The sequence below is a fragment of the Mesorhizobium abyssinicae genome, assembly GCF_049887195.1.
GTDB classification, from domain to species: domain Bacteria; phylum Pseudomonadota; class Alphaproteobacteria; order Rhizobiales; family Rhizobiaceae; genus Mesorhizobium; species Mesorhizobium abyssinicae.
Genome location: NZ_JARAKC010000006.1, coordinates 72,639 through 87,109, shown reverse-complemented (window position 1 = coordinate 87,109; position 14,471 = coordinate 72,639). Strand labels below are relative to the sequence as shown.

Below are 14,471 nucleotides of genomic sequence, written 5' to 3'. Positions count from 1 at the left end.
GGGCAATTTTACTCAATATTTCCGGAATTCTGCCGAATCATTAGGCAGATCGCTGCGGAAGAATGCATTTGTCTTGACGCGGTCACCGCTCCTCAAAAGGGCAATGGCCTACCGCATGTTCCCCGTGTGCCCTTGCGAGTACCGTCCTGGCTGCGGCCACACCGTCAGGCCGTGGGGCTCCGCTCCGACCGGGATCCTGGTGACCGCGCCGGACGTGGTGTCGAACATGTAAACCTCGCTGTCGAAGCGGCCGGACAGCCATAGCTGCCGGCCGTCGGCGCTGACATTGCCCATGTCGGGGCTGCCGCCGCCCGCAACGGGCCATTGGGCGACGACCGAGCGGGTCGCGAAGTCGATCACCGTCACGCTGCCGGGACCCTTGGCACGGCCTTGCTCCATCTTGTGCGAGCCGCGATTCGAGACGTAAAGCCGCTTGCCGTCGCGGCTGACGACAAAGCCATGCGTGCCGATGCCGGTGGCGATGAAGCCGATTTCCTTGAAGCTGTCGCCGTCGACCAGGAAGACGCCGTCATTCATCATGTCGGCGACGTAGAAGACCTTGCCGTCGGGCGAGAGCCTTATGTCCTGCGGCATGCCCATCCTGGAGAGGTCGAGCCGGCCAAGCACCTTCTGGTTCTTCAGGTCGACCTTGAGCAGCCCGCCATTGCCGTATTCGCAGGTGAATATGGCGTAGGAGCCGTCGACCGAGAAATCGGCGTGATTGATGCCGGCGCAGTCGGGCGTGGCGATGACCGACTTCAGCGCCATGGTCTGCGGGTCGCGCAGGTCGAGCTGCCGCAAGGCCTCGTCGACGATGATGGCCGAGCTGCCGTCGGGCATGAAGTACATGTTGTAGGGATCGTCGACGGGGATCTGCTGGCCGGGCTTGCCGGTCTTCGGGTCGACCGGCGTCAGGCTGCCGTTCTTGCCGGTGCCGTTGTTGGCCACCCACAGCGTCGTCAGATCCCAGGACGGGACGACATGTTGCGGCTTGCTGCCGACGCCGAACCTGTCCACCACCTTCAGGGTCACCGTGTCGATCACCGAGACGCTGTTCGACGACCGGTTCGGCACATAGACGCGCGGCAACGCACCCGCCGTGGCGGGACTGAGGTCGCCGGCGGCGGTATGGCTGTAGATGTTGACGGGCGGCGGCTGGCTGCAGTCCTCGGGACAGGAGCCGGCGAAAACCTTCGTCGGCAGCAGGGCAAGCAGGAGAACCGGCGCGAGGCCGGCATGACGCAGGAAGGCTCGTATCATCTGAAATGCTTTATCGCGGAGGCCGGCCCGATTTGGCCGCCGGCAGCCATAAACCGTGCGCCGGCGTTCATCTAGCGCCTTTTCAACAGGCTGCGCATGCGGTTGCGCAGGATGCGCGCCATGTTGCGGGTCTCGCGGTAGAGATGGAGTTGCGAGGCCGCCTGGCGGGCGAGGCGGTCGGCGTCGGGAGACAGCCCGAGCACCAGCGTGCCCATCGGCTTGCGCTCCACCCACAGCCGGCTCATCACCGGATGGTCGGGCACGGCGCAGGAATCGGTGACCACGATGTTGGGGTCGTCGAGATTCTGCCTGGTCACCTCGATCATCAGCAGCGTGCCCGGCGAATAGGCCGACAGGGTCTCGTCATAGGCGGTCTTCCAGGTGTAGGCGACACCGCCCTCGACGAAGACGATCAGGCAAGCGATGGTGCGGCCGTCGAGCGTCAGCGAATGGATGCGGCAGAGATCTTGCTCGGCCAGCCGGTGCACGGCCTCGCGGGCGAAGGCGGCGCGGTAGCGGTCGATCGCCATGGCGGTGCGCTCGCGGCCCTTCCAGCCGGCCGCCTCCAACGTCAGGAAGGCCTCGATGGCATGGCGGATATCGTCCGGACCGCGCGCGACCAGATGTTCGAGCTGGCCGAGGTCGGCAAGGCGGCGCTTCAATCGGCGGAATTCGCGGTAGTGGTGCGAGCGCAGCGACGCCTTGAGGTAATCCTCGGCGTCAGCCTCGCTTTCCAGCACCGGACGGTCCATCTTGCCGGTGGTGACCATGGTCAGGCCGCGCGTGTCGGCGAAGGTGGTCAACAGGCTCGCCACCGGTCCGTCCAGCCGGATGTCGGGCAGCACGAAAACCTTCGGCATCTTGAGGTGCGGCCTGGACAGCATCGAGACGAAATCCTCGATGACGCCGACCGGATCGTCGCGGTCGACCAGCGGCGTGCCGAGCGGGCCGAACGGGCTCGACCAGGTGCGCATGACGGGTACGCCGAGCGGGATCGCCGGCCGCTCGACCGAGAACGGCACCAGCAGGCGCAGCCGGTTGCGGTATTCGTCGCCGTCGCGGATCACCGCCAGTTTGACCTCGCGGTCCTCGAGCCTCGGCATGGCCGGTGCCAGGAAGCGCGGGTTGAAGAAGACGTTGGGCTCGACGGTGCGGGTGCAGAGATAGTCGAGTTCCTCGACCAGGTCGAAGCCGGCGGAAGCCGGATAGATGGCAAGCTTGCGCTCCGGCCGGTTGTTGGCAAGGATCTCGATATGGGCGGGGTCGGCGTCGCGCGCCAGGCCGGCAAGGCCTTGCACCATGGCGCCGGCCGGACCGCCGCTGGTTTCCTCGAGCAACGGGATGGCGGCCATCAGGCGGTCCCTTTCCTGGCGGTCGCAAAGATCAACATCACGATGCCGAGCTTGCGCCAGACGGTGAAGGAGAGCGCGCTGGCCTCGAAGACCATGGCGAGGCTGGTGGCGATCGCCGCGCCCCACAGGTGGAAGAACGGGATCAAGAGCACGTTGAGGCCGATGTTGAAGGCAAGCGTCATGGCGTAGACGCCGGCGCAGATATTCTGGTTGCCGCTCATGGTGAGCAGGCTCTCGCAGGGGCCGACGGCGGCGCGCGCCACGACGCCGAAGACGAGCAGGAACAAGAGCGGATAGCCGGCGGTGAATTCGGGGCCGAACAGCACCAGCATCGGCTGCCCCAGCGCCAGCACCAGCAGCGCCATCAAGAGCGAGGGCCAAAAGGTCCACGACACCGTCTCGCGGGCGAAGGCGGCAAGCCGCTCCGGCTCGCCATGGGTGAACTGGGCGTAGCGCTGGGCGACGCCGGCCTTGACGGCGAAATAGACGAAATGCACCAGCGCAAGGGTCTTCACGGTGGCGAAATAGACGGCGACGTCATCGGGATCGAGATAGGCGCCGACCATCAGCACGTCGGCATTGGTGAGCAGGAAGAAGAAGCTCTCGACCAGGAAGATCGGCAGCGAGACCATGAACCATTGCGCGAAATGCACCTTCATCGGGCCGGCCGCCAGCTTGCGGTCGATGCGCGCTGTGACGCCCAAGAACTGGCCGAGCGTGGTGGCGTAGGTAGCGGCGATCGAGGCGAAGATCGCGGTCCTGGCATCGGGCGCATAGCCCGCCGCCAGCATCAGCGCCATGCACACCAGGATCAGCACCGGCCGCACCAGATAGGTCGGCGACAGCGCGAACAGCGCCCATGAATTCGCCCGCGCCAGCCCTTGCAGGAGATCGCCCAGCGCGATCATCGGCAGGCAGATGACGCCGAGGATGAACGGCACGACATAGTAGTTCTCGATCCAGGGCGAGAACAGCCAGACGCCGAGCGCGCCGAGGCCGGCGATGGCCGTCGAGGCGACCAGCACGAACAGCCGGCTCGCCATCACGATGCCGCGCAGTTCGGCGAGCAGGCCGCGCTCGCGATATTCGGGGATGAAGCGGATGACGGAGGTGTGGAAGCCGAGGCAGGCGAGGTTGCCGACGATCACCATCGTCACCCAGACCAGCACGAAGATGCCGTATTCGAAGGAGCCCATCCAGCGCGCCATCAGCACCTGGCTGACGAAGGCGATGACGGCGCTGATGATGCGGATGGTGAAGGCGATCAGCGACATGCGGCCGGCCTCGCCGCGCTCGTCGGCGGTGAACAGCACGGCATCGATGCGGCCAAGCAACGGGCTCACGCGCAGCGCCAAGCGCTGCGGCAAAAACCGCCCGGCAGTCGTCGCCGCGGAAAAGCGCACCCCGATTATTCTCCGTTTTCCGCCTCGTTTCCTGCGTTTCGGTCTAGCGAAAACACATTAAGAAACGGTTGGGTGGCGCTTCCTTCTCCCCCGTCACCATACGGGGAGAAAGTGCCAGCAGGCGGATGAGGGGCGGCGAGAGCTTTCGAAGGATTGCCGTGCGGCGAAACCGGAGAAGGCTGAGGCGATAGAAGACATCAGGCGCCGGCGCCGCCCCTCATCCGGCCCTTCGGGCCACCTTCTCCCCGTGAAACGGGGAGAAGGAAGAGGCGCCTCACATTCCCTTCATCGCGTCGCACGACACGTTGGGGTTCATGTCGGCGAAGGTGCCGGTCGGGTTCTGCTTCCAGGCCCAGACATGCAGCTCGTAGAACGCGCCGAGGCCGTAGCGGTTGGGGGCGCTGTTGAAGTTGAACAGCTGACCCTCGAGCGAAGCCGGACCCTTCGCGGTGATGTATTCGACGGCGATCAGCTTCAGCGTGCCGTCGGCCACCGGCTCGTACATCACCGCCTCGGGCCTGGCGAGGTCGACGGCATCGTCCTTCAGGTAAGCGGCGTTGACGTAGTGGATGCCCATGGCGCCGCCAGTGATGCCGCTGGCGCAGGGGATCGGCGCATAGCCCTCGGCTTTCGCCACCGCGACATCCTCGAAGCGGCTGTCGGACGCCCGCACCTTGTCGGCCAGCGAGTTGGCATTCTCCGCCTGGGCGGCGCTGGCCGCAGCTATCGTCAGGATGCCGATGAGGCCCCTGGTCCAGATCTGAATGGTCATTTGCTTCTCCGTTTCGTCTAGGACGCGAGGGCAGCAAGGCCGGCCGGTGGAAGACCGCACCCTGCCGCGCTACGCATGTCATTGAAGGCGGCGGGATCGAACGATCCCGCCGTGATGGCGGATCACCGCTGGTGCCACCAATATTCCCGGTAGTCGCGCGGCAGCTCGCGCAGTCCGAGCCCGATGTCGCGCCTCAGATGATCGTCCTGCGGCGGCAGGCGCCGGTTTCGCAATGGCGAGAGCAGCGCGGACAGGATCCGCCATGCGAGACCGCGCCGGGAGGTTGCGCGGCCGGCTGGCGCGATGGGGACTGCCGTTTCGAGATCGAGCAGCCCGGAAAACCGGCCGCCATCATCGCCCCCACCGTCATCGCCCAGGACAATTTCACGCTCATGGTCGGGTCCGCCCTTCCTTGGATCAATGATAAAAGTAGGGGTCCAGGACTCGCACCTCCGTGATCTTGTCGACCGGCAGGGCGTTCTTCTGCGCCGTGCTGCGGATCGCCTCAGGCGAGGGGGCGTCGTAGATGCAGAAGCTGTGCTTCTTGTCCGGCGACACGAAGGACTGCACCCAGGTCACACCCTTTTCGGCATTGCGCATGATGACGCCGCCGAGCGCGGTGGCGCCGGCGTCGTTCATCGGCACGGTGAGCCCGTCGGGGAATGTCCGTTCAACCAGATAGCGAGGCATGGAATGGCTTCCTTCCTGTGAAATGATTCACGCCCGGTTTGAGCGCGATTGGATAAGAACCACGCTCGTTGAAGACGCGCATCGGAACCTTTCCCCATATTTGCCGGGAAGATTCCCTATGTTTTCGACGTTTGGTCTCGGAGCCACACTGCGGATACCGAGGCTGGGTATGCTGGCGGGATGGACCGGGCGGCGACGAGACCATGGGCCAATGACGATGCTTCTGGAGCGGCAGGCGCAACTCGGGCAGCTGGATCAGCTGCTCTCGGAGGCGATGCAGGGTCGCGGCCATGTGGCGGCATTGCTGGGCGAGGCCGGCGCCGGCAAGACGGCGCTCGTCGAGGCTTTCCTCGCGCGCGTCGGGCAAGGCGCGGCCGTTTTCCGCAGCGCCTGCGAGGACCTTTCGATCCCCGATCCGCTCGGGCCCCTCTACGATCTGGCGCGCGATGCGCAATGGGCCTTGCCGCGGGCGATCGACGACCGCCAGGGACAGCGGCTGCCGCTGTTTTCAGACGCGCTCGAAGTCTTCGAGGCGAGGTCGCGGCCAGGCTTGCTGATCATCGAGGACATGCACTGGGCCGACGATGCGACGCTCGACTTCGTGCGTTTCCTGGGCCGGCGCCTCGCCAACACGCATATGCTGCTGCTGTTCACGGCGCGCACCGACCGCAGCGAGGGGCAAATGCGCGTGCGCCGCGCGCTGGGCGAGATTCCATCCGGCAATGTCCAGCGCATCGATGTGCCGCTGCTCAGCGAGGCGGCGGTGCTGTCGCTGGCCGATGCCGCGGGCCGCGATGGCGACGCCATCTACCGGGCCACCGCCGGCAATGCCTTCTTCGTCACCGAACTGCTGGCGGCCGAAAACGTGGCGACGCCGCCGGCCAGCGTGCGCGACGCGGTGCTGGCGCGGGCAGAACGCCTGTCGCCCGGCGCGCGCTCGATGCTCGATGCGGTGTCGGTGTTTCCCCGACGCGCCGATGCCTGGGCGCTGCGCGGCCTGTGCGGTGTCGCCAGCGCCGGCCAACTCGCCGAATGCGTCTCGAACGGCCTGCTCGACGATCTGGGCGACGGCTATGCCTTCCGGCACGATATCGCCCGCCGGGCCATCGAGATGATGCTGACGCCGAGCCACCGGCGCGCATTCAACCAGCGTGCGCTGTCGGCATTGCAGGAAAACGCCGACGTCGCCACCGCAAGGCTGGTGCATCATGCGGTCGAGGCGCAGAACCTGCAGGCGGTGCGCGAGCTTGCCCCGCTGGCGGCGCGCGAGGCCTCGCGCGTCGGCGCGCATCGCGATGCCGCCGGGCATTACGAGGTCGCCCTGCGCTACGCCGACGCCATGTCGATGGAGGACCGCGCCAGGCTCTATGAGGGCTATGCCTTCGAATGTCATCTCATCGGCCGCATCGACGCCGCCATCGAGGCGCAAGGCCATGCGCGCCGGCTGCAGCAGGCCCTGGGCGACAGGCTCAGGGAGGGCGACAGCCTGCGGTGCCTGTCGCGCTTCGCCTATCTCGTCGGCGACCGCGAGCAGGCGGATTTGTTCGGCGCGCAGGCGGTGGAACTGCTGGAAACGGCGCCCGCCGGACCAGAACTTGCCATGGCCTATTCCAATCTCTCGCAACTGGCGATGCTGGCCGAGAAACTCGATGAGACGCTGCTGCTCGGCGGCAGGGCGGTCGAGCTGGCGGAGCGGCTGGACAGGCCGGACATCGTCTGCCACGCCCTCAACAATCTGGGTTCGGCCGAACAATGGCTGGATCTGGCCAGCGGCCGGCTGCATCTCGCACGCAGTCTCGAGCTCGCGCTCGAACAGAACTTCCAGGAGCATGCGGCGCGCGCCTTCACCAATTGCGCCTGCATCGAGATGAACCAACTGGACCTCGCCGAGGCGCAGTCCTTTCTCGAGCGCGGCATCGCCTATTGCGTCGAGAACGATTTGGCGACCTGGCGCGACTACATGCGGGGCGTGCAGGCGCAGCTCCTGGTGCGGCGCGGCCTGTGGGACGACGCGGCCACTGTTGCGCATGACGTCATCGACAATGACGCGACGACCGCGCTGGTGCGCTATCCCTCGCTGGTAGCGTTGGCGAAACTGCGCATAAGGCGGGGCGATCCCTCGGCCGAGCCGGTGCTGGAAGAGATGAAGCGGTTCCTCGACAAGGGCATGGAGCTGCAGCGGCTGGCGCCCTACGCGGCGGTGATGGCCGAACGGGCATGGCTCGGTCAAGGCGACAGGCAGGAAGCGCTTGGCCTGATCGAGCTGGCCGACAGCCTGTCGCCGACGCGGGCGGTGTTCGGCGAACTCGCCATCTGGCGGCTGCTCCTGTCACTCGAAAGCGATCCCGGCGACACGGCGGGAATGGCGGGACCGCACCGGATGCTGCTCGCCGGCGAGTGGCGCGGCGCCGCGGCGCTATGGGCCGGGATGGGCGCTCCCTTCGACCGCGCGCTCGCCCTGTTGCATGGCGACGAGCCGGCGTTGCGCGAGGCGCTCGAAATATTGGAAGGTCTTGGCGCGAGGCCGGTGGCGCAGCATGTCCGCGCCCTGATGCGGCGCAGCGGCGTCAGCCATATTGCGAGAGGGCCGCGCCAGGCGACACGCGCCAACAGCGCTGGCCTGACCCAGCGCCAGATGGAGGTGCTGCAGCTGATCGAGCGCGGCTTCTCCAACAAGCGGATAGCCGAGCATCTGACCATCTCGCCGAAGACGGTCGATCACCATGTCTCGGCGGTGCTGGGCAAGCTGGACGCGGTCTCGCGCGGCGAGGCGTCCGCCGCCGCGCGCGCTTCAGGACTGGTGTGATCGCGAACGGCCGCGCTGCCCCTCATCCGGCCCTTCGGGCCACCTTCTCCCCGTGAACGGGGAGAAGGGAAGGTCGCCTTGTTCTGACGCAAATCCGGGCGGAAAACCGCTTCACACTTTTCCTGGAATTGCTCTCAAGCGAACGCGCCGTGGCAGTGCTTGTATTTCTTGCCGGAGCCGCAGGGGCAGGCCTCGTTGCGGCCGATCTTGCCCCAGGTGGCGGGGTTGTTCGGGTCGCGATCCTCCGCCGCGACGATCGCATTGGATTCCTGGCGCACCAGGAGCGCCGTCTCGCCGCCCTGGAAGTCGTCCTCGCCAGTCGTGCCGTCGATATGGCTGCCGAACATGTCAGGGGCCTCGGGCGGCGGCGCTTCGGCGGCCTGCCGGACCAGCTCGACACGCATCAGCTGCGCGGTAACGGCCTGACGCAGATTGCCGAGCATGCCCTGGAACAGCTCGAAGGCTTCGCCCTTGTATTCCTGCAGCGGGTCGCGCTGGGCGTAGCCGCGGAAGCCGACGACCGAACGCAGATGGTCGAGGTTGACGATGTGCTCGCGCCAGAGATGGTCCAGCGTCTGCAGCACCACCGAGCGTTCGACATAGCTCATCACGTCGGGGCCGAAACGCTCGGCGCGTTCCTTGGCGGCCGTCTCGGCGGCCGCGGTGATGCGCTCGCGGATGTCGTCCTCGGCGATGCCTTCTTCCTTGGCCCACTCCTCGACCGGCAGGTCGAGGTTGAGGAACTCGGCCACTTCCGCCTTGAGGCCGGCGACGTTCCATTGCTCGGCATAGGCGTTTTCGGGAATGTTCTTGGCGACGATCTCCTCGATGACGCCGTCGCGCATCTCGGCGACCGTTTCCGACAGGCCTTCGCCGTCCATCAGCTCGATGCGCTGTTCGAACACCACCTTGCGCTGATCGTTGGAGACGTCGTCATATTTCAACAGGTTCTTGCGGATGTCGAAGTTGCGCGCCTCGACCTTCTTCTGCGCCTTCTCCAGCGCCTTGTTGATCCAGGGATGGATGATCGCCTCGTCTTCCTTGAGGCCGAGCTTCTGCAGCATGCCGTCCATGCGCTCGGATCCGAAGATGCGCATCAGGTCATCCTGCAGCGACAGGAAGAATTTCGAGCGGCCAGGGTCGCCCTGGCGGCCGGAGCGGCCGCGAAGCTGGTTGTCGATGCGGCGCGACTCATGGCGCTCGGTGGCGAGCACGTAAAGGCCGCCGGCGGCGAGCGCCTTTTCCTTCAGACGGGCGACGTCGTCGCGGATTGCCTTTTCCTTGGCTTCGCGCTCCGGCCCTTCAGGCAGGTCGCCGAGTTCCTCGGCGATGCGCATTTCGGCGTTGCCGCCGAGCTGGATGTCGGTGCCGCGGCCGGCCATGTTGGTGGCGATGGTGATGGCGCCGGGCTTGCCGGCCTGGGCGACGATGGCCGCCTCGCGCTCGTGGTGGCGGGCATTGAGCACTTCGAAACTCTTGAAGCCGTCCTTGCGCAGGCGCTCGGCGAGCTGCTCGGATTTCTCGATCGAGGTGGTGCCGACCAGGATCGGCTGGCCCTTGTCGCGCGCTTCCTTGATCTCCTTGACGATCGCCTTGTACTTCTCGTCGACGGTCCGGTAGACCTCGTCGTCCTCGTCCTTGCGCACGACCGGCAGGTTGGTCGGGATCTCGGTGACCTCAAGATTGTAGATGTTGCCGAACTCCTCGGCCTCGGTCAGCGCCGTGCCGGTCATGCCGGCGAGCTTGTCGTAGAGGCGGAAATAGTTCTGGAAGGTGACGGATGCCAGCGTCTGGTTCTCCGGCTGGATCGCCACGTGCTCCTTGGCCTCGAGCGCCTGGTGCAGGCCTTCCGAATAGCGGCGGCCGGGCATCATGCGGCCGGTGAACTCGTCGATGATGACGATCTCGCCGTTGCGCACGATATAGTCCTTGTCGCGCTGGAACAGCTGGTGCGCCTTGAGCGCATTGTTGACATGGTGGACGATGGCGACGTTCTCGACGTCGTAAAGCGACTCGCCCTTCAGAAGGCCGGCGTCGCGCAGCATGTTCTCGAGCTTCTCGGTGCCTTCCTCGGTGAAGATCGAGGTCTTCTGCTTCTCGTCGATCTCGTAGTCGGCCGGGCCGAGCTTGAGCATGAAGGCGTCGATGGTGTTGTACATCTCCGAACGGTCCTCGAGCGGACCGGAGATGATCAGCGGCGTGCGCGCCTCGTCGACCAGGATGGAATCGACTTCGTCGACGATGGCGTAGCTGTGACCGCGCTGCACCATCTGCGCGCGCTCGTATTTCATGTTGTCGCGCAGATAGTCGAAGCCGAGCTCGTTGTTGGTGGCGTAGGTGACGTCGGCGGCGTAGGCGGCGCGACGCTCCTCGTCGGAAAGGCCGTGGACGATGACGCCGACGGTGAGGCCGAGGAACTTGTAGATGCGGCCCATCCATTCGGAGTCGCGGGTGGCGAGGTAGTCGTTGACGGTGACGACGTGGACGCCCTTGCCGGCGAGCGCATTGAGATAGACGGGCAGGGTGCCGACCAGGGTCTTGCCCTCGCCGGTGCGCATCTCGGCGATGCCGCCATTGTGCAGCACCATGCCGCCGATCAGCTGCACGTCGAAAGGACGCAGGCCGAGCACGCGGCGCGCGGCCTCGCGCACGGTGGCGAAGGCCGGGATCAGGAGATCATCGAGCGAGGCGCCATTGGCGATATCCTGGCGGAACTTTTCCGTGCGGCCGCGAAGCTCGGCGTCGGAAAGCGCCCGCATCTCGTTTTCCATGGCATTGATGGCCTCGACCCGCGGCCGGGTCGCCTTCACCCGGCGATCGTTGGAGGAGCCGAAAACCTTACGGGCGAGACCGCCGAGACTGACCATCCAATGGCCCTTTCGATAGCATTCTTAATCGTTGCGACAGGCACCGGGCGGCCCCATCAAATCCGCGTGAAACGCGGACAAACGCAAAAAGCGCCCGGAAAACGGTTCTGGACGCAAAGTCGTTGGACAGATAAGAGGGGGCTCAAACGATGTCAACGCCGCGCTGGTCCTGCCGACCGCGCCAAATTCCGCCACAATCTGGCCGATCTGAAGCCATTCAGCCAAAGCAATCCCCACCGGAGTTAATCTTGATGACCTTATCGTTCCGCCGTGCGTCGCTCGCCAGCCTTGGCCTGGCATTCGGGCTATCGGCTCTGTCGCTGTCGCCGGTGATGGCGCAGGAAACCGCCCCGGCCCAGCCGGCTGCCCCGGCCGCGGCCGCCAAGCCGGTCGATCCGAACGCCGTGGTCGCGACGATCAACGGCCAGCCGCTGACCGAGGCGGACCTTGGGCTTGCGGAAGGCGAGCTGTCGCAGCAGTTCCAGCAACTGCCGCCGGAACAGCGCCGCGCGGCCGCCCTTTCGGCGGCCATAGAGATCCGCGTCATGGCGGCCCAGGCGGTCGCCACCGGCCTCGACAAGGATGCCGACTTCCAGCGCCGCATGGCGTTCCTGCAGCAGCGCGCGCTGCATGGCGAGATGGTCGAGAAGGGCGTCGTCAACAAGGTGACCGACGCCGAGATTCGCGCCCGCTACGACCAGGAGATCGCCAACACGCCGCCGGTCAACGAGGTGCACGCCCGTCACATCCTCGTGAAGACCAAGGAAGAGGCCGAGGCGATCATCAAGCAGCTCGACGGCGGCGCCGATTTCCAGAAGCTTGCCAACGAGCACACCAGCGATCCGAGCGGCAAGTCCAACGGCGGCGATCTCGGCTGGTTCGGACCGGGGCAGATGGTGCCCGAGTTTGACAAGGCGGCGTTCGCGCTCGAGGTGGGTAAATACACCAAGGAGCCGGTGCAGTCGCAGTTCGGCTGGCACGTCATCAAGCTCGAGGACAAGCGCGCCAAGCAGCCGCCGGCCTTCGAGGAGGTCAAGGACCAGGCCAAGCAGGCCGTCATCCGCGACAAGTATTTCGCGCTGGTGAAGCAGCTGCGTGCCGACGCCAAGGTCGAGATCCCTGACGCCAACCTGAAGAAGGCCGTCGAGACGATCGAAAGCGGCAAGTAAGACCCGCGACAGCACATCAGTCATGCGAAGGGCGCCGTTCGGCGCCCTTTTCGTTTGCGGCATGGAAACAATCGAGTCGCGCTGGCTCCCTCTGCCCGGCGGCTCAGCGCTTGGCGGAAATGCCGGAGATCACATAGCGGACGGCAGTGCGCAGCGTCGCCTCGTCCTCGTCGAGCCGGTTGGTCAGAAGGTGCCTCCAGGCATAGGAGGCGATGAGGTCGGCGACGATGCCGGCATCGACTTCGGGCGCGACCTCGCCGCGCGCCTTGGCGCGCTCGATCACCTGGCCGGTATGGGCGCGGCGTCCGGTCGCGTAGCCGGCCAGGGCCGCCGCAGCGTGGCTATCCGACTGCGCCTCGGCGATCAGCGATCTGAACACATTGCCCGACGACGTCAGGCGCCAGTGCGCGAACAGGTTCTTCAGGAAGCCGACAAGATCGTCCTCGAGATTGCCGGTGTCGGGGACGTCGACCCGCTTCTGCCGCTGGTAGACGTCGAGCAGCAGGGCGGCCTTGCTCGGCCACCAGCGATAGATGGTCGGCTTGCCGGCCCGCGCCCGGCGCGCCACCGCCTCGATCGAGAAGCCGGAATAGCCGGCCTCCGCCAGCACCGCCTCGGCGGCGTCGAGAATGGCGTCGGCGCTGTCGGGATTGCGCCTGGCGCCGATCGATTTGCGCCCGGTTCCGGCGGCCTCGCCCATCTGCCTTGTCCTTGCCGATATCTCTTGCCCGCAGGATACAAGGCTTCTCGGCGAAACGATACGGCCCGTTCCGGGGCCTCCCCAAATGCGCGGCCGTGCAGGCATGCGGAGCGGCCGGCAGGAGCGACGAAAACGCCCTTGCGCCGGCGCGTCGTATCGGGCAAACCGGCCTTCCCCAGCGTTTCCGCCGCCCGAGGTCCTCATGTCCGCAACGATTTCGCCGCTCGCGCCGAAGAAATATCCAAAAATGCCCGCGATCGAGGGCGTGCGCATCGCCACCGCCGAGGCGGGGATCAAATACAAGAACCGCACCGACCTCCTGGCCATGGTCTTCGATCCGGGCACCGCCGTCGCCGGGGTGTTCACCAAGTCGAAATGCCCGTCGGCGCCGGTCGATTTCTGCCGGCAGAACCTCGGCGCCGGCAAGGCGCGCGTGCTGGTGGTCAATTCCGGCAACGCCAATGCCTTCACCGGCAAGAAGGGCCGCGCTTCAACAGCGCTGACCGGCGAGGCGGCGGCCAAGGCCGCCGGATGCGCCACGAGCGAGGTGTTCCTGGCCTCCACTGGCGTCATCGGCGAGCCGCTCGACACGGCCAGGTTCAGCCATCTGCTCGCCGGGCTGGTCAAGGACGGCAAGCCCGACCTGTGGACCGAGGCGGCCAAGGCCATCATGACGACCGACACCTATCCGAAGGTGGCGACGGCGACGGTGAAGCTCGGCGACGCCGACGTCACCATCAACGGCATCGCCAAGGGCGCCGGCATGATCGCGCCCGACATGGCGACGATGCTCTCCTTCATCGCCACCGACGCGCCGATCGCCGCACCCGTGCTGCAGGATCTGTTGTCGCGCGGCACCGCCAAGACCTTCAACGCGGTCACCGTCGACAGCGACACCTCGACCAGCGACACGCTGCTGCTGTTTGCCACGGGCGCCGCTGCCAAGCGCGGCGCACCCGCGATCAGCGATGCCAAGGACGCGCGGCTCGGCGCGTTCCGCCGTGCGCTCGGCAAGGTGCTGAAGACGCTGGCGCTGCAGGTGGTGCGCGACGGCGAGGGCGCGCGCAAGCAGGTCGAAGTCACCGTTACCGGCGCCAAGTCGGCCCGTTCGGCCAAGCGCATCGCGCTGTCGATCGCCAATTCGCCGCTGGTCAAGACGGCCGTCGCCGGCGAGGACGCCAATTGGGGCCGCGTCGTCATGGCGGTCGGCAAGGCCGGCGAGCCCGCCGACCGCGACCTTTTGTCGATCTGGTTCGGCGACAACAGGCTGGCGCATGAGGGCGAGCGCGATCCGGCTTATTCCGAGGAAGCGACCTCGGCCTATATGAAGCGCGACGATATCCGCATCCGCGCAGATATCGGCATCGGGCGCGGCAAGGCGACGGTGTGGACGTGCGACCTCACCAAGGAATATGTCGCCATCAACGGCGATTACCGGAGCTGAGGGCGTTG

The 14,471-nt window shown here is 66.2% G+C and carries 11 protein-coding genes; 3 read left to right on the top strand and 8 right to left on the bottom strand.

Features of this window, described 5'->3' with window-relative positions:
• Nucleotides 1-108 precede the first annotated feature (108 nt).
• From PU724_RS15260 to PU724_RS15235, 6 genes are all read right to left on the bottom strand, one after another.
• Nucleotides 109-1,260 (bottom strand): YVTN family beta-propeller repeat protein, encoded by a 1,152-nt coding sequence (locus PU724_RS15260; RefSeq protein ID WP_354419984.1) that lies wholly within the window; start codon nucleotides 1,258-1,260, stop codon nucleotides 109-111.
• Nucleotides 1,261-1,331: 71 nt separating this feature from the next.
• Complete coding sequence (locus tag PU724_RS15255; RefSeq protein ID WP_354419982.1) at nucleotides 1,332-2,612, bottom strand: GNAT family N-acetyltransferase; 1,281 nt, start codon at nucleotides 2,610-2,612, stop codon at nucleotides 1,332-1,334.
• Nucleotides 2,612-4,015: a lipopolysaccharide biosynthesis protein gene (locus PU724_RS15250; protein WP_354419980.1), complete on the bottom strand. Its 1,404-nt coding sequence runs from the start codon at nucleotides 4,013-4,015 to the stop codon at nucleotides 2,612-2,614. The genes PU724_RS15255 and PU724_RS15250 overlap by 1 nt, the downstream gene beginning before the upstream one ends.
• Before the next feature lie 274 nt (nucleotides 4,016-4,289).
• Entirely contained in the window at nucleotides 4,290-4,787 is a 498-nt protein-coding gene (locus PU724_RS15245; RefSeq protein WP_354419978.1) for a hypothetical protein, read from the bottom strand.
• Nucleotides 4,788-4,980: 193 nt separating this feature from the next.
• Complete coding sequence (locus PU724_RS15240) at nucleotides 4,981-5,181, bottom strand: hypothetical protein (protein ID WP_128275977.1); 201 nt, start codon at nucleotides 5,179-5,181, stop codon at nucleotides 4,981-4,983.
• Between the two features lie 23 nt (nucleotides 5,182-5,204).
• Nucleotides 5,205-5,477: a DUF4242 domain-containing protein gene (locus tag PU724_RS15235; RefSeq protein ID WP_127392141.1), complete on the bottom strand. Its 273-nt coding sequence runs from the start codon at nucleotides 5,475-5,477 to the stop codon at nucleotides 5,205-5,207.
• Nucleotides 5,478-5,688: 211 nt separating this feature from the next.
• On the opposite strand from PU724_RS15235, the gene PU724_RS15230 reads away from it, so the two are divergent.
• Nucleotides 5,689-8,283, top strand: coding sequence for a helix-turn-helix transcriptional regulator (locus tag PU724_RS15230; RefSeq protein WP_426213315.1), 2,595 nt, complete (start codon nucleotides 5,689-5,691; stop codon nucleotides 8,281-8,283).
• Between the two features lie 134 nt (nucleotides 8,284-8,417).
• Here the strand turns inward: PU724_RS15230 and secA are convergent, their stop codons facing one another.
• Nucleotides 8,418-11,150 carry a preprotein translocase subunit SecA gene (secA, locus tag PU724_RS15225; RefSeq protein WP_354419975.1) on the bottom strand — a complete coding sequence of 911 codons (2,733 nt, stop codon included), beginning with the start codon at nucleotides 11,148-11,150 and terminating at the stop codon, nucleotides 8,418-8,420.
• Between the two features lie 251 nt (nucleotides 11,151-11,401).
• Here secA and PU724_RS15220 point away from each other — a divergent pair, with 251 nt between their 5' ends.
• Nucleotides 11,402-12,319: a peptidylprolyl isomerase gene (locus PU724_RS15220; RefSeq protein WP_127392145.1), complete on the top strand. Its 918-nt coding sequence runs from the start codon at nucleotides 11,402-11,404 to the stop codon at nucleotides 12,317-12,319.
• 103 nt (nucleotides 12,320-12,422) lie between these two features.
• Here PU724_RS15220 and PU724_RS15215 read toward each other — a convergent pair whose 3' ends face one another.
• Complete coding sequence (locus PU724_RS15215) at nucleotides 12,423-13,019, bottom strand: TetR/AcrR family transcriptional regulator (RefSeq protein ID WP_354419973.1); 597 nt, start codon at nucleotides 13,017-13,019, stop codon at nucleotides 12,423-12,425.
• Between the two features lie 202 nt (nucleotides 13,020-13,221).
• Between PU724_RS15215 and argJ the strand changes: the two genes are divergently transcribed.
• Complete coding sequence (gene argJ, locus PU724_RS15210) at nucleotides 13,222-14,463, top strand: bifunctional glutamate N-acetyltransferase/amino-acid acetyltransferase ArgJ (protein WP_128346444.1); 1,242 nt, start codon at nucleotides 13,222-13,224, stop codon at nucleotides 14,461-14,463.
• The last annotated feature ends 8 nt before the right edge of the window (nucleotides 14,464-14,471 follow it).